The following is a 26,766-nucleotide window of genomic DNA, read 5'->3' as shown; positions in this document are numbered from 1 at the left end:
ATCAGTTGAGACAGATCTTGGGAAATTATCATTTTCTCGATCATCTTGTTGCCACATTCACGGTTGGGGAAAAAGCGAGACCCGTGGCAAGCTTTTTGTCGGCAGCAACAGCAGTAATGATGATGAAGATGGTCAGTATAATAATTTACTATGCTGGCTTCCCGCCAGAAACCTTGCCGATTATTGCCGTAATCAGCACGATCATTGATGCACCAGCAACCCTGCTCAACTCCACAGGAAACACCGTCTCCGCGATGCTTGTCACACGATTAGTCGAAGGGAAGAACTGGCTCGACCGATCTTTTAAAAGCGAAGAACTTGGTGCCTGACACCATCAAGTTGTTAAAAATGCTGTAAGAATGTATGTATTCTTGCAGTATTTTTTTGTTTTTGGGAGCACAAATGTGAATTGATGGCTATTAATTCTTAGGGTAAGATAGGTCATATGCGGTACAAATAAAGGATGGATTTTTTATGAAGAGGACGTTAAAGGATATTTTTTATATTTTACTAGGAGCGCTCATTTTTGCCTTAGGGGTTAATTATTTCACGATTCCTAATCATCTTTCAGAAGGCGGTATTTTAGGGATAACGATTATTACCCACTATTTGTTTGATTGGTCGCCCGGTATTGTGAATTTTGTCTTGAATGTGGCGCTGTTAGCAGTTGGGTACAAATTTTTTGAAAAAAGAACCTTTGTCTATACACTGATTTCGATTGCCGCCTGCTCGTTGTGTTTGTATTTAACTGAGGATGCTGGACATCGGCTCACCGAGGATACATTTTTGGCATCCATGTTTGCGGGTTTGCTGGTCGGTGTAGGGCTGGGATTGATTTTTCGGACAGGAGGAACCTCTGGAGGGTCGACGATTTTAGCAAGATTGGCCAACCAATTGTTAGGCTGGAGCATTGGTAAGGGTATGTTAATTATTGATATTTTAGTCGTAGTTGGGTCGATTTTTATCATTGGCTTAGAAAAAGGAATGTATACGTTATTGATTGTGTTTATTGGGGCGAAAGCGATCGATTTCATTGTCGAGGGATTGGATGAAAAGGTAGCAGTGCTGATTATTTCGAATGAGCCTGAGCAGGTGTTGGCCAACATTACGAGCCAGATGTCGCGCGGGCTGACAGTACTCGACGGCCGTGGCGGCTACACAGGACAGAACCGAGAAGTTCTATACATCGTCATCAATAAGCAGGAAATCGTTCAGCTGAAAAGTATTATAAAAGAAACAGATAAACACGCCTACGTCACCGTCCACAATGTCCACGAGATGATCGGGCATGGTTATAAGGCAAGTTAAAAGTTAGTGCCTGATACCCAAGATGGTGTCAGGCACCATTTTTATCTTTTTGATACACTTACACGCCCTGAGAAGAAGGTGGCGCCGCCGCCCATATCGGCGATACGGTCGGGAGTGAGTGCATTTACTAGCTGTTTCGAGTCGTCTGTATCAGCCCAAAGACCTTGCGTCACCACGACTCCTGGCAGGACTTGGTCCCCTACAGAAACCTTCAGTTCGCATTCACCGCGCTGGTTCCAGATTCGAACCGTATCGCCATCTTCAATACCCTCCGTTAAGGCATCAAGTTGATTCATATAGACTTTCGGCTCTTTTTCCAACGTCATATGCTTTTGATTGTTTGAAAAGGTAGAATTTAAGAAATTATGATTTGGGCCTGGAACAAATTGGTATCGGTGGTTTCCATCATCTTCTAATGGTACGTAGGTTGGCAATGGGGGGTACCCATTTTCTTTCATCTTTTCAGAAAATAACTCAATTTTTCCACTAGGGGTTTCAAGTGTGCCAGGGAATATCGGTTTTACCTGGGCTTTCATGAATGTCTGTTCCACTAAAGATTCATAGCTAATCCCGTTTAAATAAGGATTGCACGGATTATCCAAGGCTTGTGTAATCATCACCGCTTCCGTTTCCTGAAAAAGTGGTTCCGTGAAATCCATCCCCTTGGCAAGCAATCGGAACACCTCAACATTGGATTTTGACTCAGCAAATGGTTCAATGATCGGCTGCTGCAACTGAATGTAATGATGCCAATACGATGTGTACATGTCAGTGTTTTCAAAGGAGGATGTCGCAGGTAAAACGATATCCGCATATTTGGCCGTTTCTGTTAAAAATAAATCATGAACCACCGTAAATAAATCTTCACGCGCTAGACCTTTTCTGACCTTAGTGGAATTAGGTGCGACTACGGCAGGATTAGACCCGTACACATAGAGTGATTTCACGGGTGGGTCTAGTGAGAGCAACGTGTCGCCCAGTACGTTCATGTTAATCACGCGGGTTTGTTTATTTTTCAATAATTCCGGTCGTTGTAAGTGCGCGGTATTCGGTGCCAGATAGGCCGAATTTCCTTTGATTGCGCCGCCTCCTTTGACAAGCCATTGGCCTGTAAGGGCTGGAAGGCAGGAGACAGTCCGGACGAACATGCCGCCATTGTCATGATGCTGTGGTCCATTTCCGATGCGGATAAATGCTGGTGATGTTTCACCGTACATTCGGGCCAGTTTGTATATATCATCTACTGGGACACCTGTGATTGCTGAAACGGTGCTTGGGTCGTATTGGATGACATGCTCACGCAGTTCCTTGTGACCGATTGTATACTTTTCTAAAAAATCTTGGTTGACCAGGTTTTCGGCAAATAGGATGTGCATCATCCCCAAAGCGAGGGCACTGTCCGTGCCAGGTAAAATCGGAATAAACCAATCTGCTAATCTACCAGTTTGATTTTTGAGAACATCAATAACGATGATTTTGGCACCGTTTTGTTTACGGGCTTTTTGGGCAAGGGCGACTTGATGCATGTTGGTGCTGGCGGCATTAATCCCCCAAAATAGGAATAGCTTGGAATGAATCGTATCTTCCGGGTCGATGCCAATGCTGCCGCCCATCGTATACTTATAGCCTACAGATCCGGCTGCAGAGCAGATCGTTTGATCCAAGCGGGAAGCCCCGAGGCGATGGAAGAAGCGGCGGTCCATACCCTCAGCATTAAGCCGGCCCATATTTCCGTAAAAGCTGTAGGGAAGGATGCTTTCCGGTCCGCTAGATTCTATTAAATTGGTCCACCGGGAGGAAATGGTCTCGATGGCTTCCTTCCAACTGATTCGTTCGAACTTGCCTTCTCCTTTGGGGCCGGTCCGTTTTAGCGGGTATTTCAAGCGGTCTTTATCATAGATTCGTTCCGTCATATTCCGGACTTTGTTGCAAATATGCCCTTTGGTGACCGGGTGCTCTGGGTCTCCTTCCACTTTAATAATCTTCCCATTTTCCTTATGTAGAAGTAAACCACACTGATCCGGGCAATCCAGCGGGCAAACCCCATGAAAAACACCATCTCGTTCCTGAATATAAGAACTCATAGCCTTATCAATCTCCTTTCGTGTTTGGTGTCAGGCACCGCTTATCGACAACTGTCCTTATATGAGAGACAGCACCTCCCAATATGTTAAATGCTAATTTCTAATATTGTTACTATAATAACATCAAATTCTTTGGTATAGGCAAATATGGTGAGCTAATTTTCGAGGCAATGAAGAGGGGGGTTTTTATGAAGAAATAGAGAAGAGTGCATAAAATGAAATGGGTCACATCGAGAAGTTCCTTTCAATGTGACCACCTTAAGATATTACTTGAACTGAGGTTTTGAATTAACTATTACTGACCTAGTTGTTTTATTTGATCAAGGATGTTGCTTATTTCTTGGACACTTTGAAAAATTTCTGTGTTTTCAAGGGTAGAAGGGTCGAGTAATCCATTCTGGATATTTTTTAAATATAGATCTATGCCAGCTGTTAATTTGTTGTTTTGGTCAACAAGTTGCTGATGTAAGTCGGCTGCTATTTCTGGTGCTTGGAGTTTATTGAATGTATTGATTTCTTGTTTCATTTCCTGGAGCATCTTTTTTAGTTCTGCGGTGGCCTGCTGGTCGCTTACGGCTTGTTGCGCAACAGATGGAGCATCATTTGCAAAAGCTGTCGCTTTATTTAGATAGTCCGTTGCATCATTCACATACGAGAGAGTATCTTTTGCATCATTTAGTAAAGAACAACCACTCAGGAGAAATAAAATTGCAGCAGCGAATACTAATACCTTCTTTTTCATGTAGAAACCTCCGTTTTATCAGTTTTTGAGAAGCAAAATATGCTGATGAAGGGGCCGAACGTGATGTTAATTGAATCCACGTCCATGAAAAATCCTATCATTATCATATGGATAAAAATTTGTTTTGTTGCTAATGCATAAGCAGTTCAGTAAGTTAATATCAATAAAAATAATAGGAACTTTGTTAAGTTAGAAGTTCCACATACTTCTTGAAGCATCCCCTAATCCATTCTTTCTAAAAGTATAAAATTCTAAACGGTGTTAGGCACCATTGTTGATATTTTCATAATGTTTTTAGGGAAAAGTACTCAATAGTAGGCACCCGAGAGTCTCGTTTCACGTAGGATATTTTTGAGAGAAAACGGGGAGGTTTTACTATGTATCCGTACACGAATTATTACGATGCTTTATATAGACAAAATAATAAACTGATTAGAGAAGTTGAAAAAGCAATTAATGGTGAGTACAATGCCATCCATTGTTATAGTAAATTAGCAAAATTAGCTACCAATGAGAAGGAGAAAAGTCAAATCCTTGAAATTCGCCAAGATGAAATAAAGCACCATAAACAATTTGAACAGATTTATACTCAGCTGACCGGAAGAAAGCCACAACAACCAAAGCTCAGTGAAGAATGTCCAGATGTTTACTTAGAAGGATTAGAGTTTGCTTTACAAGATGAGCAAATGACGGTGGATTTTTACCTGGAAGTTGCTGATGGTGCTTCGGATCCTTCCATAAAAGAAGCATTTCGAAGGGCGGCCGCTGATGAGCAAAATCATGCAGTCTGGTTTTTGTACTATTATTCTAAAAATAAGTAAACCCAGATGGTTAACGGGCAAAAGTTCACCCTTGTCTCTAAAGGCAAGGGTATTTTTATTTGTGTTTATCAGTGGTCATTAATCCCCGCCGCTGTCTCCACCGGAATCTCCTCCAGAATCCCCGCTGGAATCGGTATCGACATTGTTATCGGAGTAGTCTGTATCATTTTGATAATCGTTGCTATAAGATTTTTTTGGTCCTTTTCTAATACTCGGAAAGATAAAAAAGGCAGCAATTATAGCTAAGGTTCCAAAGAACTCCTGTACTCCAAAAATAAGATAAATCCCATAGATGAGAAGCAATCCACCCAACAGCCATTGAATTATTCTTACCGCGTTCAGAGACATCCACCCCCAAATAATAAGTAAGAAAAATAAAGCCACACAAAATAAATATTACATCCTAGGTCTTTTTATACATCTTTTTAAGAGTCTTTACAGTTAAGGTACTGTTGGAAGAGCTTTGTTAAGAGTTATGGTTAGGATATCAGGTTGCTATTGAGTTTAAGCAAAGGCGCCATCGTATAAACCATAGGAGGTGTATGATGCCCGTTCAAGCAAAAAAACAGTGTGAACGGTAACCATAGGAAGTGTATGATGCCCGTTCAGTTAAAAAAACAGTGTGGACGGTAACCAAAGGAGGCGTATGATGCCCGTTCGAGCAAAAAACAGTGTGAACGGTAACCAAAGGAGGCGTATGATGCCCGTTTAGGCAAAAAAACAGTGTGAACGGTAACCAAAGGAGGTGTATGATGCCCGTTCAGTCAAAAAAACAGTGAGAACGGTAACCATAGGAGGTGTATGATGCCCGTTCAGTCAAAAAAACAGTGAGAACGGTAACCATAGGAGGTGTATGATGCCCGTTCGGCAAAAAAACAGTGAGAACGGTAACCATAGGAGGTGTATGATGCCCGTTCAGTCAAAAAAACAGTGAGAACGGTAACCATAGGAGGTGTATGATGCCCGTTCAGTCAAAAAAACAGTGAGAACGGTAACCATAGGAGGTGTATGATGCCCGTTCGGCAAAAAAACAGTGAGAACGGTAACCATAGGAGGTGTATGATGCCCGTTCAGTCAAAAAAACAGTGAGAACGGTAACCATAGGAGGTGTATGATGCCCGTTCAGTCAAAAAAACAGTGAGAACGGTAACCATAGGAGGTGTATAATACCCGTTCAATAAAAAAACAGTGTGAACAGTAACCATAGGAAATGTATGATGCCCGTTCAATTTGAAAAACAGAGTTATAGAAGCTTTTGTATTCCTTAAATGGTCATTGTGGACCAGTTATATGCCAATCTAAGCCACCGGTGAGATCCATACATTTCTACCTTCTTAGTCTCAGCTTAATATTTTCCCAATGGGCCAGAAAAATGAAGAATAAGATTCCTAATGCTGCAGCAAAGCATATCCAATCATAATCTAAGAATAATAGAAAAACGGGAATGAAAAGGAATGCCCCTAGGCCTGAAAAGGTGAAACTCTTAGTAAAGGGAAAAAGGACAAGAAATACTCCGGCAATCACGAAAACAAGAAGCGGTTCAAACATGATGATCCCGCCAATAAAGGTTGAGATCCCTTTCCCTCCCTTAAAGTTCAACGTAATTGGTTTCAAATGTCCTAATATGGCCAAGCCTAAACCAACAAGTTGAATCTGGGCAGAGAAACCAAAATAGCGAGCGATCAATATAACGAGAACCCCTTTTAGAGCATCACCTAGAAATATCAACACAAATGCCTTTTTCCCATGTAGGCGGCCGGCATTCCTGGCCCCAACATTTCCACTCCCTTCACGGCGGATATCCTTATGAAACAATGTTTTTGTAACAAGAAATCCAAACATGAAGCTTCCAATTAAGTAGGATAAAACAAAATACAACCAAATCATCCGTATCACCTTCAATTACAATTTTGGTGTCAGGCACCAAAGCTTAATCCGATTGAAAAATTTTTCACCTTGAAATTTTAGAAGGGATTTACTTTTTTAAAATATCGTTAATGAGTAAATGAACTCCCGACTTTCAAGTGATCACTTCTAGAATGCCTATTACACAGTAGTTCTACTTTCTTGAGTGTAAAAGAATCCATATTTGCAGGGAAAATGGAACTGTAGTTTATGTGAATAATTGTTATCATATTATTATCCTATTTTAAAGATACAAAATTAATTGTAAATTTTTATAAAAAACGTTCTTGCCTACATTCATAAGCGGTGATATTATCAATTTATAAAAATCTAAACGTTTACATTTTTATTAAAGATAGAAAACCTTTCTAAACTCTTTAAAAGAAGAGATGTTGTTTTAGAAAATCTAAACGTTTACATTTGGGATTTTATATTTTAGGAGTTTACATATTATGGAGTACAAACCAACAATTGAGGATGTAGCTAAGCTTGCAAAAGTTTCAATAGCAACTGTATCAAGGGTAATAAATAACCAAGGTGGAGTTCGGAAGGTAACTGAAGACCGGATTGTAAGCGCTATCAGTGAACTTGGTTATATCCGTAGTGCTGTGGCGAGGAGCATGAAAAGAAAGGAAACAAACACCATTGGTATTATTGTGCCTGATATTACTAACCCATTTTTTCCTCACGTAGTTGCTGGAATTGAACAGAAGGCAAGAGAAAAAGGATATTATACTATACTTAGCAGTACCAACGAATCCCCAATTATTGAAGAAGAGATTGTGAAAATCTTTATTGAAAGAGGGGTAGATGGAGTCATCATAACAACTGCAAATGAAACAGGGGACCATATCAAGTTGTTACAAGATCAAGGAATCCCAATTGTTGCGGTTGACCGGGCAATTAAGAATTTTGAAGTGGATACGGTTTTGGTTGATAATGTCAATGGAGCCTACCAGGCTGTTCGCCAATTAATTTTGCAGGGACACGAGAGCATTGCAATTATTTGCGGTCCACAAAACACAACGCCAGGTCGGGAACGTTACCTTGGTTATAAGAAAGCGCTCGAGGAATATAATATTCCCTTTGACCCCAGTTTGGTTTATCAGGGGGATTTTATGGAAAACAGCGGCTATAAGGGTGCGTTGCAATTGTTTTATTTAAAAAATAGACCTACTGCGATATTTTCATCGAATAACCAGATGACGATTGGCTGCGTTAAAGCACTAACCGAGCTGGATTGGAAGTTGGGGGAGGAAGTCTCCTTTATCGGTTTTGATGATGTTGAAATAGCTACCTTCATCAAACCAAAACTATCTGTTGTTTCACGTCCGATGACGACCATTGGTGAAATTGCCTTTCAATTGGTGTACGAACGTATTCATTTTAAAGAAAACCTTCCTAAAAGGGAGTATTTATTGAAACCAGAATTAAAAATTCGCGAGTCATGTCATAAAATCTAAACGTTTACATTTATCAATTTTAGGAGGAAGAAAACTATGAAAAAGGGTGGTATATTAAATCCCAAAATAAATCAATTAATCTCTGAAACTGGTCATACTGACTACGTCGTGGTGACAGATGCTGGTTTACCGATTCCTGAAAATGTGACCCATCGGATTGATTTAGCGTTGAAAGAAGGCCTGCCAGGTTTTTTAGAAACGCTTGATGCGGTACTAACCGAGCTGGAAGTGGAAAAAGTCATTTTAGCCGAAGAAGTTAAAACGGCCAGTCCTGGGATGCATGACCAAATCGTTAGCAGATTCCCAAATCTTCCGATTGAATATGTTCCACATGTGGAATTTAAGCAGCAAACAAAACAGGCAAGGGGATTAATTCGAACAGGTGAGTTTACCGGATATGCGAATGTCATCTTAGTCGCTGGTGTCGTTTATTAATAATTTGACCTCATTCAAAGGGGGAGTGGCAAGTGAGTACAGCATTGCTGGAAATGAAAGATATATCGAAGGAATTTCCTGGAGTGAAGGCACTTGATAAAGTATCTATCCGCGTAAACCAGTCTGAAGTTCTTGCCTTGCTTGGTGAAAATGGTGCCGGAAAATCTACTTTAATGAAGGTGCTAGCTGGTGTTCACCAGCCAAACAATGGGAAAATCTACATAAATGGAAATCAAGTAACAATCGAAGGGCCAAAGCATTCACAAAGCCTTGGAATAAGTATCATTTATCAAGAATTTAACCTTATCCCGCATATGAGTGTTGCTGAAAATATCTTTATCGGGCGGGAGCCACGTAAAACAAAAGGTATCTTAGATCGCAAACAAATTAAGCAGGAAACAAGGAAGTGGCTGGATCGGGTTGGTTTGACTAAGATCTCCCCTGACGCATTAATCGCCGATTTATCAGTAGCCGAGCAACAGTTGGTTGAAATTGCAAAAACACTGTCGTTTAATTCGAAAATTATCATTATGGATGAGCCGACGGCAGCTTTAAATGATGAAGAAACAAATAAGCTCTTAACCATTATGAAAGAATTGAAGCAACAGGGAATGGGTGTCATTTTTATTACTCACCGGTTGGAAGAGGTACTAGTGGTTGCCGATTCGATCGCAGTTTTAAGGGATGGAAAGTATATTGGAAGTGCTCTGGTGAAGGACGTTACAAAGGATGATATGGTGACAATGATGGTTGGACGTGAGCTGACGGAATTATTTCCTGAAAAAAGTAAACCATCTAAGCAACTTTGCCTGGAAGTGAAAGATGTTTCGGTGCCAGGTATCCTTGAAGGCATTAATTTCACCGTGAAAAAAGGTGAAATCCTCGGAATTGCTGGTTTAATGGGGTCCGGCAAAACGGAACTTTCGAAGGCGATCTTCGGGATGTATAGGAATATGACGGGGTATGTGAAGGTTGATTCGAAACTAGTAAACAGCCCTAGAGGTGCGATTGATGCCGGAATTGCATTAGTTACAGATGATCGAAAGCAGGAAGGTCTTGTTCTTGGGTTATCAGTCTATGAAAACTTACTGTTACCCACTTATCGGAAAATTTCCAGATTTGGTATTCAGCAAAAACGCAAGAAGGACGAGATTGTCAACCGATGGGTAAACGATTTAAAAATAAAGGTCCATGATCCAAAAGTAGAGGTAAGAACCCTGAGCGGAGGTAACCAGCAGAAAGTGGTTCTTGGGAAATGGCTCCAAATGAATCCAAAGGTGCTCATTTTGAATGAACCAACAAGGGGTATTGATGTTGGCGCAAAGGCCGAAATTTATCAAATTATGAAAAGGCTTACAGATGAGGGTATTTCGATTATTATGATTTCATCCGAAATGCCGGAATTGCTTGGATTAAGTAACCGCATCTTGGTGATGAATGAAGGTCGAATTACCGCTGAGCTAAGCCAAAATGAAGCGACGCAGGAAAAAATCTTTTATTACGCATCCGGAGGTGTAATGAATGCCTAGTACAACATCAGTTCAAAAACAAGTGGAGAAAAAGGCGGAGTTCAATTCGCTCTCCCTCATTGAAAAATACCGTGTACTATTAATTTTTATCGTGTTATGTGTAATTGCAGGATTTCTGTCTGATGTCTTTTTTACGATGAGTAACGTAATGAATGTGCTTCGGCAGGTTTCTATTATTGCGATTATCGCTAGTGGAATGACTCTTGTTATTTTAATTGCGGGAATTGACCTTTCCGTTGGTGCTGTAATGGCTTTTTCTGGTGCGATTTTAGCTGGTGCCTTAACCGCTGGCTGGCCGCTTCCACTTGCATTACTGGCCGCTCTTGGAGTTGGTCTATTATTTGGTCTTTGTAATGGTTTCTTTGTAGCAAGATTTGGAATTCCTTCTTTCATTGTCACATTGGCAATTATGGTTATTGCACGCGGAATGACCTTGGTTTATACAAAGGGATATCCGCTGGTTGTTAGTAATGAAGCTTACCGTTTTATTGGAAGTGGACGGATTTTTGGTATCCCAGTCCCCATCATTCTCATGTTTGTCATCTTTGGAATTATGTATTGGATGTTAAAATACACCAGCTTTGGCCGTTACATTTATGCCATCGGTGGCAATGAAGAAACGGCTATTCTGGCAGGGATTAACGTTAAGGCTATTAAAATAGCTGTCTTCGGAATTGCTGGTTTGCTTTCAGCCCTATCCGCTATTATTTACACCTCACGATTAATGTCAGCACAGCCAACTGCGGGAAATGGAATTGAGTTAGATGCTATCGCAGCAGTTATTATTGGTGGGACAAGTTTGGCAGGAGGAAAAGGAGCAGTTACCGGAACGCTGATTGGTGCTTTGATTATGGGCGTTCTTGATAATATTTTGAATTTGATGAACGTGTCTCCCTTTTACCAAAGTATTGCTAAAGGTCTCGTTATATTAGTTGCTGTATTAGTTGATAGTAAGTTTTCAAAAATTAAAAAATAAGAAATTGGGGGTTTTACGATGAAAAAAATTATTTCATTGTTGGCAATGTTTATGGTCATTATTGGTCTTGTTGGATGTAGTATGGATGAAGCGTCTAGCACGAAACCAGATTCAAAAGCAAAGGATAACGGTAAGCTAAAAGTTGGTTTATCCATGAATACGTTAAACAATCCTTTCTTTGTTGCAGTGAAAGAAGGAGCAGAAGCACAAGCCAAAGAAGATAAGGTTGAGCTCGTTATAACAGATGCGCAAAACGACCCTGGTAAACAACTATCTGACGTAGAAAATCTTTTACAACAAAATATCAATGTGTTAGTCATTGACCCAACGGATAGTGACGCGATTGTCCAAGCAGTTAAAAAAGCAAACGATGCAGATATCCCTGTTTTTACAATCGACCGTTCTTCTAATGGTGGAGAAGTAATCACTCATATCGGTTTTGATGCACTTAAGTCTGGTAATATTGCAGGTACTTTCTTAAAGGATGCACTTGGAGGTAAAGGGAACATCGTTGAGATACAAGGAATCTTAGGAACAAACGTAGGACAGTTAAGAAGCAAAGGCTTTAATGAAATTATGGATGCTAATTCTGGCTTTAAAGTTGTAGCTAGACAAGCAGCAAACTTTGACCGCGGTGAAGCGATGAAAGTAATGGAAGATATTCTTCAAGCAAACCCTAAGATTGATGGAGTATACGCAGCAAATGATGAAATGGCACTTGGCGCATTAGCTGCAATTGAAGCGGCAGGCCGTTTAGATGAAATCACGTTAATTGGCTGTGATGCCATTGACCCATCGATTGAAGCCATAAAAGCTGGTAAATTAGAAGCAACAATTGCTGAGCCGCCGTTCTTCCTTGGAAAAGAAGCAGTGATTACTGCTCAAAAAATTTCTAAGAAAGAAAATGTTGAAAAAGAAGTCATTCTTGATTCTACACTTGTTACAAAAGAAAACGTGAATGAAGTTAAAACGAAATAATCATAGTTTATAAGGTAAAAACGCAATCGTATTGCGTTTTTACTTTTATATTCTTCAAAAATATAGTAGAGGCGGGGAATTATATGTCAAAAGTTGTTGTTGTCGGGAGTTATGTTGTTGATTTAATGAGTCGTACTCCTCATCTTCCGAAACCGGGGGAAACAGTTCTTGGCGGGCCATTTCAAATGGGGCCTGGCGGGAAAGGTGGAAACCAGGCAACTGCTGCTGCTCGGAGCGGTTCTGAAGTGACGTTTTTAACCAAATTGGGTGATGATGTATTTGGAAGAGAAGCATTGAAGCACTTTACGAAAGAAAATGTGAATACGGAATATATTAAAGTCGATCCGAATCAGGCTACAGGGGCTGCTTTAATTGAAGTAGATGAAAAGGGCGAAAATAGTATCGTGGTTGCTCTGGGGGCATGTGGAACAATAACGGAAGAAGAGGTAGTAGAAGCAGAAGAAAAAATAAAGGAAGCAGATATTGTGTTGATCCAATTAGAAACAAGCATTGAAGCAATTGTGACAACAGTGAAATTAGCTAGGAATCATGGCGTACCAATCATTTTAAATCCAGCCCCATATCAAGAGTTTCCTAGGGAAATTCTGCGGGATGTTGCTTACATCACTCCAAATGAAACTGAGGCCTTTGAGTTGACAGGGATTGAAGTACGAGATGAAAGTACGGCACTATCAGCCGCACAAATAATTCATGGACTGGGAGTTAAATCAGTTATCATAACCTTGGGCAGCAAGGGAGCATTCCTTTACACCGGAGGAGAAAAAGGGGAACTGATTCCGAGTTTTACGGTTGAAGCGGTCGATACAACGGGAGCAGGAGATGCCTTTAACGGTGGCTTTGCCCATGCGATTAGCAATGGTTATTCGGTTAAAAATGCCATGGAATTTGCTAACGCTGTTGCTGCCGTATCCGTCACAAAAATAGGCACAGCACCGGCCATGCCATATAAGCATGAAGTAGAAGCATTGCTGGCTAAAACTCTAAAATAAAGAGGAGTTACGGTATCAGGTACCATGTGAAAAATACACATGGTGCCTGACACCAAAAACACCACCAACAGACTTTAGACTCTCATATGAATAATAACAGACTGAGGGCCATTACTGCCATCCCGCCAATTAATCCGTAGATTGATAGATGTGCTTCGTCATATCTTTTTGCGGCAGGCAGTAATTCGTCGAGGGAGATGAAGACCATGATCCCCGCCACTGCTGCAAAAATAATCCCAAACATGATTTCGTTGAGAAACGGCATTAAAAAGAGGTAGGCGGCTAACGCCCCAACCGGTTCAGATAAACCAGACAAGAATGATAGTTTAAAAGCCCGCTTCTTATCACCAGTCGCAAAGTAGACAGGTACGGAGACGGCGATGCCTTCTGGTATATTGTGAATCGCAATCGCGACGGCAATGGCTATCCCAAGTGTAGGGTCTTGCAACGCCGAAGTGAAGGTGGCAATCCCTTCCGGAAAGTTATGAATTCCGATCGCAAGAGCTGTAAATGTACCCATTTTTAATAAATCGGGCTTTTCCCCTGTACTCGTACTTCCTCCCGTTGTCATGTCCTCAACTTTCTTTAGTTCATGGGGGTTGCTTTGCTTAGGAATAAATTTATCAATGCTAGCAATTAACACCATCCCAGCAAAAAATCCACCAACCGTTAACCAGTTTCCTAATCCAATGCCCAAGGAATCAACAAGAGCTACCTTGGCCTTTACAAAAATTTCAACCATTGATACATAGATCATGACACCTGCAGAGAATCCGAGAGTTACGGATAAAAATTTAGTATTGGTATGTGAGGTAAAGAAGGCAAGAATGCTGCCAATTCCTGTGGCCAGCCCTGCAAACAATGTTAATCCAAAGGCTAATACCAAATTTTCAGTCATTGTGATCACTCCTTCATGAACTGAATCCGTATGATAGAAAGGGGACGTAGTTTCCGCTACATCCCCTTGTTCTATCGGTTTTATCTCAATATATTATATTGGTGTCAGGTACCACATTATTCCTCGTCTTTTTTCTGCTTTTTCTGTGCCTCTTGGAGGGCAAGGAGGATGTCTTGAACGTCGATTTTTCCATCGTTGTTAAGGTCGGTTAGTGTATTTTCTGGCTCTGCTTTCGGCGGTGCCAGAGCAACTGCTGGCTGCTTCGGTCTAAAAGCAAACGTAAACAACAGAAGAATGATGATGAGAACGCCAGAAACACCGTCCACTATATAGAAGATTGTGGCGTAATCCGACCAGAGTGTCTTACTGTTGCCCATCCTTTTCTCAGCGTTTGCGATATATTGTTTGATTTCAGAATGATTTGGGTAAATCCGCTGAACCGCCTCAAATTTTTCTAACGCATGCTTATAGTAGCCGCCCCAGTATAGATTAAGTCCTTCTTGATAAAGCTTATCCGTTTCGCTCTTCGCATTTTTCGCCCCAGCTTGGTTTACAAATTCTTTGACGGTATTAACAGGAACGGCAAAGTTAAACCCTTGAACTTCTTGGCCATTGACTGTGTCCCCCCTAAAGGTGAGCAACCCAATGATTTCACCGTTTTCATTGATGACAGGTCCACCGCTATTCCCATGGGTAGCTGCAGCATTAATTTGAATGACCGGGCTTCCTTGGTCTGTCTTTTTAGAAGTTGCTGAAATTTGACCAGCATTCATTGAAGAAACTAACGATGAATCAGGAGATAATAGATCCGAATCAGCAGCGGCTGGATATCCGCTGACCCAAATATTATCTTGGTTCTGGATATTATCTGAATCTCCAAGCGGTAAAGTCGGTAAGTTTTTTCCTTCAATTTTTAGAACCGCGACGTCTTTTCCTTCATTAATAGGAGCCCCGTAGCTTTTCACTTCGCCATCAAGGACATCTCCGCCGGGTAAAATTACTTTGATTACTTTTTGAATTCCAGAGTATTGCGTGTATTGGACCATGTAATTATAGGCTGTATCATATTCTACCTTAAAATAGTCTGCGATGATCGTTACTAGTTGTTCAAATGCGGCATTGGCAATTTCCTCATCTTCCTGTTGAGTCGCTTCCACCACATGTGCATTTGTGACGATATAGCCGTTAGAGCTGATAATGGCCCCTGAACCTGAGCCGCCTACGATAGATTGGTTATTTAGCTGTTCTAATATGGCAATGACTTCTGGATCATACGGATTATTAAACTGCCATTGTACAACAGCATAGTCGAGAATTCGAACCACTGCTGGCTTCGAGTATTCAGCAAGTTTTTGGGCTTGAGCAATTTTCCCGGCTGCTGGTTTGAGATTCATTAGGAAAATGGAAGCCACCATGACCGCAATAAGCAGCAAGGTGATAGGTATGGTAATAAGGGCCCTTTTTTTCAAAATATTATTCACTCCTAGGTTGGATATTTTTCAAAATATACTATGCAATATATTCGCCCTGACAAGAAAAGTAATATTGTACAAAGGAATATTTAGAAAATATCAAGATGACATTGGAAGTGAAGGAATATGATTTTTTCATAATTGAGCAATCTTTGGTATCATGTTAGTGAATGAAAATTATATTGGATGGAAGAGATCGTTGGAGGCCGCTATGGAGAATCAATTGAAGGTAATGACTGTATTTGGAACGAGACCGGAAGCGATAAAAATGGCTCCCTTAGTAAAAGAATTAGGGAAATACCCTGATCACATTAAGCCGATTGTTACGGTTACCGCGCAGCACCGGGAGATGCTTGATCAGGTGTTGCAAATTTTTGAAATTACTCCTGATTATGATTTAAATATAATGAAGGAACGACAAACGTTGCTAGAAGTAACAACCCGGAGTTTAGAAGGGCTCAATCAAGTTCTTGCCGACGTTAAGCCAGATATTGTCCTGGTCCATGGTGATACGACGACCACCTTTGTCGCGAGCTTAGCTGCTTTTTATCATTCGATTCCGATCGGACACGTTGAAGCTGGACTCCGGACTCATAATAAATATTCCCCGTACCCGGAGGAAATGAACCGTCAGTTGACGGGAGTGTTGGCGGATCTTCACTTTTCGCCAACCTCCCAATCGAAGCAAAACCTTTTGTTGGAAAATAAGCGGGAAGAATCCATTTATATCACTGGAAATACGGCCATCGATGCGCTAAAAACAACAGTAAGGGGAAATTATTCACATCCTGTTTTAGACCGCCTTGGGAGTGATCGATTAATTCTCATGACGGCCCATCGCAGGGAAAACACAGGGGAGCCAATGGAAAACATGTTCCGTGCGATTCGACGATTGGTTGAAAAGCATGAGGATGTTCAGGTGGTGTATCCAGTTCATATGAATCCTGTCGTTCGCGAGATTGCCAATCGTGTGCTGGGCGAACATGAAAGGATTCATCTTATCGAACCTCTTGATGTGATCGATTTTCATAACTTTGCCTCAAGAGCCTATTTGATTTTAACGGACTCTGGCGGTGTCCAGGAAGAGGCGCCATCCTTAGGTGTACCGGTGCTAGTGTTGCGTGATACCACCGAGCGCCCTGAAGGAATTGAAGCGGGCACACTTAAACTTGCTGGAACAGATGAGGAAACGATATTTGATCTTGCAGATGAGCTGCTTTCAGACCGAGCCGCCCATGACAAGATGGCTCACGCTTCCAATCCTTACGGAGATGGCTACGCTTCTGAACGCATCGTTAAAGCCATCCTCCACCACTTCAAAAAAGAAGAACGGCCATCGGACTTAGGAGAATAGAGTGGTGTCAGGCACCATCCGTGGACACTTTGATGTGTTGTCCGTTTGGAGGGGGACATGTTAAGTTTAAATGGAACCACTTGTCTCTGGACAAGCGGTGGTTGTTTGAGAATGATTGATTAAGGGGATATGGTTAGATGAAGTTAAATAAGATTCATCATGTGGCGGTCATTTGTTCGGATTATGAAAAATCAAAGGATTTTTATGTGCGAATTCTTGGGCTCACTCCCATAAATGAGGTATATCGGGAGGAACGAGATTCCTATAAGCTTGATTTAGCAGTGAATGGTCAATATCAAATTGAATTGTTTTCGTTCCCGACCCCAGCTGAACGGCCAAGCTATCCTGAAGCCGCTGGTTTGAGGCATCTTGCTTTTGAAGTAGATGATATCGTAGAGGCGGTTCAATTTATGACCAATCATCAAGTGAATGTTGAAGACGTTCGTGTTGACCCAGTAACAAACAAGAAATTTACCTTCTTCGCAGACCCAGATGGACTGCCGATTGAACTGTATGAACGGTAGTTTTACCTAATTCAGTACCCAAATTAAATGCCAAAAGAGCAGGACCCGTGATCTTGCTCTTTTTTTAGATGTAAAATGAGTGGTGTTTTGTGCAAAAACTAAAAACTACCCAATCCCTGCCTTGGACTTGGCAGGCCATATTCGCTTGGAGACCATGTTCCATAGCCGCTTAAACTAGGAGCTGGTTGGAAAGGCTGGCCGTACTTGTTCATATGAGGTCCAACTCCTGGGTAACCCGGGCTGCTGCCAGTCGGATAGCCTCCGCCAAGCCCGGGACCATATAGATTATAACCTTGACTAGGTCCTCCAGGGTATCCTCCGAATCCACCGTATCCAGGGAAGCCGCCATAACCACCGCCCAATCCATAACCTCCTGGATTAGTTGCATTTGCCAGCCCCGCCCCACCTAAATACCCTAATCCAAGCCCGAGAAGGCTTGAACCTAATGATCCAAGATTAAATCCTGAATGTCCGCCATGTCCGCCATGGTTGTGGTGCTGTCCACCATGGTAATGTTGCACACCGTTATTGTGCTGCTGACCGCCATGATGATGGTGCCCGCCATGATTATGCTGCATCCCGCCACCATGATATTGTCTTTGCAGATTCAGCTGATTTACTACACTATTTTGATACTCAAGCGGCATATAATAAGGATTATACATATTTCTTCTCCTCTCTCCTCACTATCCTATCTATCCTATGCATCTTACTAACCTACTCTTGGGCACAAGCCCACATAATCGAGGCTACCGCACCCACACGTATGAAAAATACGTCTCAAGTCCTAGAATTCTTTCCGTTTGAGGTCTATGGCGAGGAGGAGTTTTTTCATGTATTGTGGAAGTAGTAAATGGAAATAATTTTCTTTTTGACATATATTTTGGAGGGAAATGAAACATTCCATTGCTTTCAATCGTAGGAATATAAAGATGTCTTAAGTCAGGAGTCGATCAAATATGAACCCGGTTTTGTCGTTTCTTATCCGCTCATCTGCAGCCGTCCCAATAACTTTCTTAACGTGGCTAATCAGCTATTTCCCTTTTGACCAAACCTTTTGGGGAGCAACGGGAATCGCATTAACCGCAGGGTTTCTCACCCATTTCATTCTCGGCATTGTGATGAACACCCGCTTTTTAAAAAAGCATCAGATATCCAGAAAAGAATATCGGTACATAAGGAAGAACCTTATGGAAGCCAAACAGAAAATCAATCGCTTGAATAAAAATCTTTTCTCAATTCGCGATATTTCATCTGTCAAACAAAGAATTGATCTCCTTAGAATTACAAAAAAAATACACAAGATGACAACCAAAGAACCGAAGCGATTTTACCAAGCGGAGCAATTTTATTTTTCCCATTTGGACTCCATTGTTGAACTTACCGAAAAATACAGCTTCTTATCTTCCCAGCCGAAAAAGAACATGGAGATGGGCCAATCTCTCATTGAAACCCGCCATACTCTAGATGAACTAACAAGGGTAGTGGAAGAGGATTTATACAAGGTGATTTCCGATGATATCGATCACTTGAATTTTGAAATTGACGTCGCGAAGCATACTCTCAATAAGGAAAAGGACGCTAAATTCCCGGAAGAAAATAGGTGGCTAAAATGAACGAAAACAACCCGAATCAACCAAATAAAACTGGTAATTTATTAGATGATATCCTTGCTGATCCTTTTGGCGAGAACCTAGAGTTAGCCAAAAATCCAGTTCAGCAAACAAGCGATGCGAAACCTGTTAAATTAATTGATGTAATCCCGGAAGAACATCGGGCCAAAGCTTATCAGATTGCTGAGCAAATCGATCCGACAAATCATCAGTCGATGATTCAATATGGTACCCAGGCCCAAGGAAAGCTGCTGTCATTCTCACATACCATGCTTGAACATGTGCAGAAACAGGATGTGGGTGAAATCGGGCAGATCATTAGTGATTTAATGAAGCGGTTGGATGAAGTGAATCCCGATGATTTGAAGGATGGGAAGCCATCCTTATTTGCTCGTATGTTTGGAAAAATTTCAAGCTCGGTTCAAGAAGTACTCTCCAAATATCAAAAAACAGGCGCCCAAATTGACCGAATCAGTGTAAAACTGGACCGCAGCAAAAATGTCCTGATGTCCGATATTAAATTGCTCGAACAGTTGTATGAGACGAATAAAGATTACTTCCATGCCCTGAATGTCTATATTGCCGCTGGGGAGATTAAGCTGGAGGAAATGCAGGAAAAGACGATTCCTCAGCTGAAAAAAGCAGCGGAACAGACCAATGATCAAATGAAGTTCCAAGAAGTTAACGATATGATTCAATTTGCCGATCGGTTGGATAAACGTCTGCATGATTTGAAATTAAGCCGAGAAATTACGATTCAAAGCGCACCTCAGATTCGTTTGATTCAAAATACGAATCAGGCGCTTGTGGAAAAAATTCAATCTTCAATTATGACGGCGATTCCATTATGGAAAAATCAAGTCGCGATTGCCTTAACTTTGATTCGCCAGCGTCATGCCGTCGAGGCGCAAAAGCAAGTTTCGAAAACAACCAATGAGCTGCTGTTGAAAAATGCAGAAATGCTAAAAACCAATACCATCGAGACGGCGAAAGAAAACGAGCGTGGCATCGTTGATATTGAAACCTTAAAGAAAACACAGGAAAGCCTGATCACAACTCTCGAAGAAACGATGCGAATCCAAGAGGAAGGCCGCCATAAGCGCCGCCTAGCCGAGCAGGAACTGGCATCAATGGAAAACGATCTTCGATTAAAACTACTAGAGATTAAAGGGAAATAAAAAATAGGCCCTCGATGCAACCAATTAAGTGCAGCGAGGGCCTTTTATGGTGTCAGGCACCAAAGTCATTCAATTATTCACAACGGTTGCATCCACGTATTCTTCAAGCGTGATGCCGCGTTCCATGATTTCTTTGGCGATTTCTTTGCCGACGTAGCGCAGATGCCATGGTTCGTATTGATAGCCGGTGATCTCATCTTTGCCTTTTGGGTAGCGGATGATAAAGCCGTAATCCGCGGCATGATCCTCGAGCCAAACCGCCTCCTCAGTTCCTGCAAAGCAGTCCTCAGCGGCACATTTACCATCACCACCCGTTACATCAATCGCAAGGCCGGTTTCATGTTCACTCGTTCCAGGTATGGCACTATATTTTCTTGCTGCCTCGTATCCATCTTGGTTCACATAGTAGTTAAACAAAGCTGCTTGGGAAGCATGGGACCTGTAGGCCGACACCCCTAATAGATTCACGCCCTGTTGTTTAGCGCCTGCAAATAATCTTTCAATCGCTGCACCTGCATCAGCTCTCATTTGCCGCTTTTCTGATTTTTGATTAAACATAAAGGGGATATCAGGATAAATTAAATCGCTTGGCTGATATTGATCTGGCAGTTTATTGCTCTTATTCACAAGAACAGGTATAACTTCTTGCGAGGAAATCGATTGGCTGCTAGTATCCTTATCCTGTTGTTGAACTTCAGCACGAGGAGAACTATTCTGCGACAAGTTCCCTTCATTCTGAAAAAAGTGCAATTTCCCTGTGCAGCCTGCTAATAAGAGTGTAAACACAACTAGAAATAAAAAAATAAACCGTATCTTAATCATAATTAAAAATTCACCCCAGTAACATCATGGACAGGAACATAGATTTTAAAACGTCTTTTCCGCTCTGTTCCATAGGGATCCTATACGGAGTGAGAATTTTAAGATGCATTAACCGGCTAATCTAGCATTTATTTGCAAACAAAAAAGAAGTATAACTTACCAACTGTTGATAGATAGTGGGTCCAAAGGCACTTTTATTTTATAAATTAGTTGCTTATATTCTAAATAAACACATAAATCGTACGAAACGGCAAAGCCATTGAAAAGTGGTGACGCAAAACTACAGGGGCTAAGGTTTTAAGAACGATGCTTGCCAGTTACCGAACACGATCACTCCTGCGATTTATGTTAATCACTAGTGAGGGGGATTTTTTGTGTTGAAAATGTTTATAAAAGGCAGATATTACTATCATTTAATCCAGCACCGCCACAATGAACTTTTAAAGCAAGACTGTCTGGATGAGGAATTAAGAGCAAAGTTAAAAGTAAGAGCCAGTTATCATAATAGTAAAGCGGTTGAATTTTCTTTAAAAATGTAAGCGAAACCGTATTTGAAGAAAGCCAGTATATTAATACCGGCTTTTTTTACGTATTAACGTATAAAATATTTCCATAGGACAACCATTACAGGTAGAAACGTTAATGACTGAGAGGGGATTATCTAAATGTACAATCTGACAAAATTTAAAATCATGAAACCAGCGAATGAAGTGTTTGAAGCTTTTGTGGATCCTGCAAAAATCAAGAATTTCTGGTTCTCATCAGCTGCAAGATGGGAACAGGGCCAGACCGTTACACTTAGATATGAGGAATATAATGCCGAAGTAGTTATCGAAGTCATCGAGGTATTGCCCAACAAGAAAATTGTGTACCGCTGGGGTACAGATGGACAAGGAAATATTGTAACGATTTTACTTGAAGAATTGGATTCTTCGAGCACCATCATAGAAATCACCGAAGAAGGATTTAGAGAAGATGATGACGAGTTAATGAGTAATCTGCTCGATAATAAAGAAGGCTGGGTTTTTATGCTGACCTGTTTAAAGGGATATTTGGAGTTTGGCATTAACCAATTAAGAGGGGCCATCGTAAAATGATGGAAGGAGCTTGGTCAAATCCAAGCCCTTTAATTAGAACAATTCCGTTGATTCGCGCCTCTTTTACTCAAATCTTTGAACAAAATTACAATTTGAGCAGGCTCGTCCAATCAGTTGATTGGCAGTTGGGCATTCATAATATATTTCTTCAAACCCGCAAATGGAGCAATCGATAATATGGAAAATTTGTCGTTCCACCAATATGGCATCTAACAAGCACTCAAAATACATGAGATTGCCCTCCAAATGATGATTTTCTTCTAAGATAGCAAATAACCACCCGGAAAAAAGAAGAATCCTGTCAGCCTTGACCAGATTGTTTTCGACATAATTCTTCCAGAAATAGTTTCAATCAACATCGGGCATCCTATAAAAAAAGGGGGTGCCGTGATGAAGCAGAATGAAGATAATACTAGTGAAGGCTTAAATGAAATTTTTGAAATTATTAATGCAAAAGGCGACACGGGCGAGATAAAGGAAATTGTGGATCGATATGACAGTGAAAACCCGGCAGAAGACTCGAATAGATAATGACAATGGCCTAGCCATCTCGCTAGGCCATTTGTAATGTGGAAAGTGGATAATATTCATCAATAATGTGGATATATTAATACGAATTGTGGGTAAACTTGTTAATTTTGTGGATAAAACTGTGGGTTTTGTGGATAATTTCATCCATTGATTAATATATTGGAAAAATTCAAAATTTATTCACATTATCTGTGTATAAAATTTGAAAAATTGTGGATATTTCTGAAAATCATGTGGATATAATCAGTATTAATGTTGATAACGTTGTTAATATCTGCAAATTTCTCCCATTTGGCTACAAACACCTTTTGCGGTCCTCAAAAACTTTCTCTATTAATTCTTCGCTATCATCAAAATTTCCTGATAAAGATGACATTTGTCTCCTCATATTGGTGACAATGCTTACTACAAATTAGACACAAAAACCGAACCGAAGCCGCCGGCATCGCCAAACAAAAAGGCTGGATTTAAAGAGTAGTAAAATATATTTATGATGCGGTCCCACGTAGTGGGGATCAGCATACGAATTAGGTGAATACTATCAAAGTTCCCGTTTAATCGGCCTAGACATCGGCATAACCAACTGCGGTGACCACTGCATCATCGAAGCAAACCTCAAACCAAGCAGGGCATGGGCTGTTCAAAAAACTTGAGCAATATTAAAAGCGATACTTCGATGGTATCGCTTTTAATATGCCGTTTATTTTTGATTTTGAAGTACGAGCTGCAGGCCAAGGCCAATATAGATTGATCCGACAACTTTCCCTTGCCATCGTGCGAGTTTGCCATTTTTGTTTGCGAAAAATCTTTCTCCTAAGGAACTTGTTAGGAATGCAAGAAGGGTAGTGTACAAGATGCTCATTAACACGAAAGTTAGCCCTAGAGTAAGCAACTGAATGACAACTGGGGTCCCATTGTTGTGAACGAACTGCGGTAAGAAGGCTAAGAAGAAAAGAGCTGTTTTCGGATTGAGTAATTCAATTAATAAAGCCTGACGAAACGAAGTGACAGAAGAGCTTTTTTTCACGACAGGCTGCTCTTGTTTCTTGGACTTTTCAAGGAGCGCCTTAATTCCTAAAAAGATTAAATATGCCGCACCTAAATATTTTACGATTTCAAATGCAAGAGCCGAAGTCATCAAAATGGCTGAAAGTCCGAGTACGGCAGCAACCGTATGAATCAGGTCGCCTACAGCAATCCCGATGCCTGTGATGATACCTGTTTTTCTTCCGCCTTGAGCCGTTTGAGATATGGTAAGTAAAACCGCTGGACCTGGAATGAGAAATAATACGATTACTACTAATATAAAAGAAAGCAATTTTCACACCCCTTTAAATGCTTAAAGTTTATCTCATTCTATCATAATATATAAAAGATAATTTATCCCCAATAGAAGTAAGTTTAAAATTGGGGAAAATTTTTGTTGCCTAATTATCTGGGAGGTGATAAGATATAAAAGTTGTCAGCGGGACACTAAATATTTCAAAGAAGTTGTTGACAACATCGTTTAGAAAATGTTAAAGTATAAAAGTTGTCATCGAAACTATTAATCTTTTTAAAAAAAAGCATTAAAAAATCATTGACATCACTATTAAAAAGTGATAAGATATAAAAGTTGTCTTATCGTATTGTTCTTTGAAAACTAAACAAACAAAATCGTGCAAACAAACAATAAATTTTAGTTTCTTTTAAGAAACTAAGCCAACGTAACTTTATGAGCTAATCAACTTTCTTGGAGAGTTTGATCCTGGCTCAGGACGAACGCTGGCGGCGTGCCTAATACATGCAAGTCGAGCGAGACTCTTCGGAGTCTAGCGGCGGACGGGTGAGTAACACGTGGGCAACCTGCCTGTAAGACTGGGATAACACCGGGAAACCGGTGCTAATACCGGATAATCCTTTTCCTCTCATGAGGAAAAGCTGAAAGTCGGTTTCGGCTGACACTTACAGATGGGCCCGCGGCGCATTAGCTAGTTGGTGAGGTAACGGCTCACCAAGGCGACGATGCGTAGCCGACCTGAGAGGGTGATCGGCCACACTGGGACTGAGACACGGCCCAGACTCCTACGGGAGGCAGCAGTAGGGAATCTTCCACAATGGACGAAAGTCTGATGGAGCAACGCCGCGTGAGCGATGAAGGCCTTCGGGTCGTAAAGCTCTGTTGTTAGGGAAGAACAAGTACCGGAGTAACTGCCGGTACCTTGACGGTACCTAACCAGAAAGCCACGGCTAACTACGTGCCAGCAGCCGCGGTAATACGTAGGTGGCAAGCGTTGTCCGGAATTATTGGGCGTAAAGCGCGCGCAGGCGGTCCTTTAAGTCTGATGTGAAAGCCCACGGCTCAACCGTGGAGGGTCATTGGAAACTGGGGGACTTGAGTGCAGAAGAGGAAAGCGGAATTCCACGTGTAGCGGTGAAATGCGTAGAGATGTGGAGGAACACCAGTGGCGAAGGCGGCTTTCTGGTCTGTAACTGACGCTGAGGCGCGAAAGCGTGGGGAGCAAACAGGATTAGATACCCTGGTAGTCCACGCCGTAAACGATGAGTGCTAAGTGTTAGAGGGTTTCCGCCCTTTAGTGCTGCAGCTAACGCATTAAGCACTCCGCCTGGGGAGTACGGCCGCAAGGCTGAAACTCAAAGGAATTGACGGGGGCCCGCACAAGCGGTGGAGCATGTGGTTTAATTCGAAGCAACGCGAAGAACCTTACCAGGTCTTGACATCCTCTGACACTCCTAGAGATAGGACTTTCCCCTTCGGGGGACAGAGTGACAGGTGGTGCATGGTTGTCGTCAGCTCGTGTCGTGAGATGTTGGGTTAAGTCCCGCAACGAGCGCAACCCTTGATCTTAGTTGCCAGCATTCAGTTGGGCACTCTAAGGTGACTGCCGGTGACAAACCGGAGGAAGGTGGGGATGACGTCAAATCATCATGCCCCTTATGACCTGGGCTACACACGTGCTACAATGGATGGTACAAAGGGCTGCAAGACCGCGAGGTTTAGCCAATCCCATAAAACCATTCTCAGTTCGGATTGCAGGCTGCAACTCGCCTGCATGAAGCCGGAATCGCTAGTAATCGCGGATCAGCATGCCGCGGTGAATACGTTCCCGGGCCTTGTACACACCGCCCGTCACACCACGAGAGTTTGTAACACCCGAAGTCGGTGGGGTAACCGTAAGGAGCCAGCCGCCTAAGGTGGGACAGATGATTGGGGTGAAGTCGTAACAAGGTAGCCGTATCGGAAGGTGCGGCTGGATCACCTCCTTTCTAAGGATAAAGCTGGACCTGTGAGCCAGACAAAACAGTTTGTACACGATCTTTGTTTGTTTAGTTTTGAGGGAGCAATTCTCTCAAAGCTTTTTTTAATCGTTCTTTGAAAACTAGATAATCGTAATGAAGAAGCAAAGTAAACATCGAGTAATCGCCATTTTAGTTTTTCTCTCTTATTTAGTAAGAGTTATAAACCTTTTAGGTTAAGTTAGAAAGGGCGCACGGTGAATGCCTTGGCACTAGGAGCCGATGAAGGACGGGACTAACACCGATATGCTTCGGGGAGCTGTAAGTAAGCTTTGATCCGGAGATTTCCGAATGGGGGAACCCACTGTTCGTAATGGAACAGTATCTTTACCTGAATACATAGGGTATAGAAGGCATACCCGGGGAACTGAAACATCTAAGTACCCGGAGGAAGAGAAAGCAAACGCGATTCCCTGAGTAGCGGCGAGCGAAACGGGACATAGCCCAAACCAAGAGGCTTGCCTCTTGGGGTTGTAGGACACTCAACATGGAGTTACAAAGGAACGGGGTAGATGAAGCGACCTGGAAAGGTCCGTCAGAGAAGGTAAAAACCCTGTAGTCGAAACTTCGTTCCCTCCTGAGTGGATCCTGAGTACGGCCGGACACGTGAAATCCGGTCGGAAGCAGGGAGGACCATCTCCCAAGGCTAAATACTCCCTAGTGACCGATAGTGAACCAGTACCGTGAGGGAAAGGTGAAAAGCACCCCGGAAGGGGAGTGAAATAGTTC

At 41.8% G+C, this 26,766-nt stretch carries 25 protein-coding genes, 2 rRNA genes, 1 pseudogene and 1 riboswitch (1 of these 29 only partly in view); of the genes and pseudogenes, 18 read left to right on the top strand and 10 right to left on the bottom strand.

The window, feature by feature from the left end; translation table 11 throughout:
• Positions 1 to 149 precede the first annotated feature (149 nt).
• Positions 150 to 329, top strand: a pseudogene (locus QNH17_RS25750) (dicarboxylate/amino acid:cation symporter); the annotation flags it as partial.
• A 145-nt stretch (positions 330 to 474) separates the two neighbouring features.
• On the top strand, positions 475 to 1,308 hold the full coding sequence (locus QNH17_RS25745) for a YitT family protein (RefSeq protein WP_283875989.1): 834 nt from the start codon (positions 475 to 477) through the stop codon (positions 1,306 to 1,308).
• Between the two features lie 41 nt (positions 1,309 to 1,349).
• Here the strand turns inward: QNH17_RS25745 and QNH17_RS25740 are convergent, their stop codons facing one another.
• Together QNH17_RS25740 and QNH17_RS25735 are read right to left on the bottom strand one after the other, a co-directional pair.
• Entirely contained in the window at positions 1,350 to 3,392 is a 2,043-nt protein-coding gene (locus tag QNH17_RS25740; RefSeq protein ID WP_283875988.1) for a molybdopterin-dependent oxidoreductase, read from the bottom strand.
• 295 nt (positions 3,393 to 3,687) lie between these two features.
• Positions 3,688 to 4,134 carry a DUF6376 family protein gene (locus QNH17_RS25735; protein ID WP_283875987.1) on the bottom strand — a complete coding sequence of 149 codons (447 nt, stop codon included), beginning with the start codon at positions 4,132 to 4,134 and terminating at the stop codon, positions 3,688 to 3,690.
• A gap of 377 nt (positions 4,135 to 4,511) precedes the next feature.
• Here QNH17_RS25735 and QNH17_RS25730 point away from each other — a divergent pair, with 377 nt between their 5' ends.
• Positions 4,512 to 4,955: a ferritin-like domain-containing protein gene (locus tag QNH17_RS25730; RefSeq protein ID WP_283875985.1), complete on the top strand. Its 444-nt coding sequence runs from the start codon at positions 4,512 to 4,514 to the stop codon at positions 4,953 to 4,955.
• 78 nt (positions 4,956 to 5,033) lie between these two features.
• Here the strand turns inward: QNH17_RS25730 and QNH17_RS25725 are convergent, their stop codons facing one another.
• Together QNH17_RS25725 and QNH17_RS25720 are read right to left on the bottom strand one after the other, a co-directional pair.
• Positions 5,034 to 5,303, bottom strand: a complete 270-nt coding sequence (locus tag QNH17_RS25725; protein WP_283875984.1) for a hypothetical protein — start codon at positions 5,301 to 5,303, stop codon at positions 5,034 to 5,036.
• A 978-nt stretch (positions 5,304 to 6,281) separates the two neighbouring features.
• Positions 6,282 to 6,842 (bottom strand): glycerol-3-phosphate acyltransferase, encoded by a 561-nt coding sequence (locus QNH17_RS25720; protein WP_283875983.1) that lies wholly within the window; start codon positions 6,840 to 6,842, stop codon positions 6,282 to 6,284.
• Between the two features lie 470 nt (positions 6,843 to 7,312).
• On the opposite strand from QNH17_RS25720, the gene QNH17_RS25715 reads away from it, so the two are divergent.
• The 6 genes from QNH17_RS25715 to rbsK all read left to right on the top strand — a co-directional run bounded on the left by QNH17_RS25715 (position 7,313) and on the right by rbsK (position 13,251).
• The gene (locus QNH17_RS25715; protein WP_283875982.1) at positions 7,313 to 8,323 is read left to right on the top strand and encodes a LacI family DNA-binding transcriptional regulator; all 1,011 of its coding nucleotides are present in this window, start codon (positions 7,313 to 7,315) and stop codon (positions 8,321 to 8,323) included.
• A 36-nt stretch (positions 8,324 to 8,359) separates the two neighbouring features.
• On the top strand, positions 8,360 to 8,758 hold the full coding sequence (rbsD, locus tag QNH17_RS25710) for a D-ribose pyranase (RefSeq protein ID WP_283875981.1): 399 nt from the start codon (positions 8,360 to 8,362) through the stop codon (positions 8,756 to 8,758).
• Between the two features lie 32 nt (positions 8,759 to 8,790).
• On the top strand, positions 8,791 to 10,287 hold the full coding sequence (locus QNH17_RS25705; RefSeq protein ID WP_283875980.1) for a sugar ABC transporter ATP-binding protein: 1,497 nt from the start codon (positions 8,791 to 8,793) through the stop codon (positions 10,285 to 10,287).
• Positions 10,280 to 11,263 carry an ABC transporter permease gene (locus QNH17_RS25700; protein ID WP_283875979.1) on the top strand — a complete coding sequence of 328 codons (984 nt, stop codon included), beginning with the start codon at positions 10,280 to 10,282 and terminating at the stop codon, positions 11,261 to 11,263. Before QNH17_RS25705 ends, QNH17_RS25700 begins: the two co-directional genes overlap by 8 nt.
• Before the next feature lie 18 nt (positions 11,264 to 11,281).
• Complete coding sequence (locus tag QNH17_RS25695) at positions 11,282 to 12,241, top strand: substrate-binding domain-containing protein (RefSeq protein WP_283875977.1); 960 nt, start codon at positions 11,282 to 11,284, stop codon at positions 12,239 to 12,241.
• Positions 12,242 to 12,324: 83 nt separating this feature from the next.
• Positions 12,325 to 13,251 carry a ribokinase gene (rbsK, locus tag QNH17_RS25690; RefSeq protein WP_283875975.1) on the top strand — a complete coding sequence of 309 codons (927 nt, stop codon included), beginning with the start codon at positions 12,325 to 12,327 and terminating at the stop codon, positions 13,249 to 13,251.
• 82 nt (positions 13,252 to 13,333) lie between these two features.
• Here rbsK and zupT read toward each other — a convergent pair whose 3' ends face one another.
• On the bottom strand, positions 13,334 to 14,149 hold the full coding sequence (gene zupT / locus QNH17_RS25685; RefSeq protein ID WP_283875974.1) for a zinc transporter ZupT: 816 nt from the start codon (positions 14,147 to 14,149) through the stop codon (positions 13,334 to 13,336).
• Between the two features lie 116 nt (positions 14,150 to 14,265).
• A complete protein-coding gene (locus tag QNH17_RS25680) occupies positions 14,266 to 15,618 on the bottom strand; it encodes a S1C family serine protease (RefSeq protein WP_283875972.1) in 1,353 nt (450 codons plus the stop codon).
• 214 nt (positions 15,619 to 15,832) lie between these two features.
• Between QNH17_RS25680 and wecB the strand changes: the two genes are divergently transcribed.
• Both wecB and gloA2 read left to right on the top strand, forming a co-directional pair.
• Complete coding sequence (gene wecB / locus QNH17_RS25675) at positions 15,833 to 16,975, top strand: non-hydrolyzing UDP-N-acetylglucosamine 2-epimerase (protein WP_283875971.1); 1,143 nt, start codon at positions 15,833 to 15,835, stop codon at positions 16,973 to 16,975.
• 137 nt (positions 16,976 to 17,112) lie between these two features.
• Positions 17,113 to 17,499 carry an SMU1112c/YaeR family gloxylase I-like metalloprotein gene (gene gloA2 / locus QNH17_RS25670; protein WP_283875969.1) on the top strand — a complete coding sequence of 129 codons (387 nt, stop codon included), beginning with the start codon at positions 17,113 to 17,115 and terminating at the stop codon, positions 17,497 to 17,499.
• Between the two features lie 98 nt (positions 17,500 to 17,597).
• Here the strand turns inward: gloA2 and QNH17_RS25665 are convergent, their stop codons facing one another.
• Entirely contained in the window at positions 17,598 to 18,164 is a 567-nt protein-coding gene (locus QNH17_RS25665) for a hypothetical protein (RefSeq protein WP_283875968.1), read from the bottom strand.
• A gap of 294 nt (positions 18,165 to 18,458) precedes the next feature.
• Between QNH17_RS25665 and QNH17_RS25660 the strand changes: the two genes are divergently transcribed.
• The gene (locus QNH17_RS25660) at positions 18,459 to 19,115 is read left to right on the top strand and encodes a 5-bromo-4-chloroindolyl phosphate hydrolysis family protein (protein ID WP_283875967.1); all 657 of its coding nucleotides are present in this window, start codon (positions 18,459 to 18,461) and stop codon (positions 19,113 to 19,115) included.
• Positions 19,112 to 20,290: a toxic anion resistance protein gene (locus QNH17_RS25655; protein WP_283879600.1), complete on the top strand. Its 1,179-nt coding sequence runs from the start codon at positions 19,112 to 19,114 to the stop codon at positions 20,288 to 20,290. The genes QNH17_RS25660 and QNH17_RS25655 overlap by 4 nt, the downstream gene beginning before the upstream one ends.
• A 69-nt stretch (positions 20,291 to 20,359) precedes the next feature.
• Here the strand turns inward: QNH17_RS25655 and QNH17_RS25650 are convergent, their stop codons facing one another.
• Entirely contained in the window at positions 20,360 to 21,112 is a 753-nt protein-coding gene (locus QNH17_RS25650) for a M15 family metallopeptidase (protein WP_283875966.1), read from the bottom strand.
• Between the two features lie 239 nt (positions 21,113 to 21,351).
• A riboswitch (cyclic di-GMP riboswitch) is annotated at positions 21,352 to 21,437 on the top strand.
• Positions 21,438 to 21,486: 49 nt separating this feature from the next.
• Between QNH17_RS25650 and QNH17_RS25645 the strand changes: the two genes are divergently transcribed.
• Positions 21,487 to 21,651: a hypothetical protein gene (locus QNH17_RS25645; protein WP_186328706.1), complete on the top strand. Its 165-nt coding sequence runs from the start codon at positions 21,487 to 21,489 to the stop codon at positions 21,649 to 21,651.
• A gap of 126 nt (positions 21,652 to 21,777) precedes the next feature.
• Positions 21,778 to 22,209 carry an SRPBCC family protein gene (locus QNH17_RS25640; protein WP_283875965.1) on the top strand — a complete coding sequence of 144 codons (432 nt, stop codon included), beginning with the start codon at positions 21,778 to 21,780 and terminating at the stop codon, positions 22,207 to 22,209.
• A 63-nt stretch (positions 22,210 to 22,272) separates the two neighbouring features.
• Here QNH17_RS25640 and QNH17_RS25635 read toward each other — a convergent pair whose 3' ends face one another.
• Positions 22,273 to 22,440, bottom strand: a complete 168-nt coding sequence (locus QNH17_RS25635; RefSeq protein ID WP_283875964.1) for an acyltransferase — start codon at positions 22,438 to 22,440, stop codon at positions 22,273 to 22,275.
• 159 nt (positions 22,441 to 22,599) lie between these two features.
• Here QNH17_RS25635 and QNH17_RS25630 point away from each other — a divergent pair, with 159 nt between their 5' ends.
• Positions 22,600 to 22,740 (top strand): hypothetical protein, encoded by a 141-nt coding sequence (locus tag QNH17_RS25630; RefSeq protein ID WP_283875962.1) that lies wholly within the window; start codon positions 22,600 to 22,602, stop codon positions 22,738 to 22,740.
• 700 nt (positions 22,741 to 23,440) lie between these two features.
• Here QNH17_RS25630 and QNH17_RS25625 read toward each other — a convergent pair.
• Complete coding sequence (locus tag QNH17_RS25625; RefSeq protein WP_283875961.1) at positions 23,441 to 24,058, bottom strand: LysE family translocator; 618 nt, start codon at positions 24,056 to 24,058, stop codon at positions 23,441 to 23,443.
• A gap of 411 nt (positions 24,059 to 24,469) precedes the next feature.
• Here QNH17_RS25625 and QNH17_RS25620 point away from each other — a divergent pair.
• Positions 24,470 to 26,007: ribosomal RNA gene (locus tag QNH17_RS25620) — 16S ribosomal RNA — on the top strand.
• A 204-nt stretch (positions 26,008 to 26,211) separates the two neighbouring features.
• Positions 26,212 to 26,766 (top strand): 23S ribosomal RNA (locus tag QNH17_RS25615) (it continues 2,380 nt past the right edge of the window).
• The 16S and 23S rRNA genes sit together here, the layout of an rRNA operon.

The organism is Neobacillus sp. SuZ13 (genome assembly GCF_030123365.1).
Lineage (GTDB): Bacteria > Bacillota > Bacilli > Bacillales > Cytobacillaceae > Neobacillus.
This window is presented reverse-complemented; position numbering and strand designations above follow the sequence as displayed.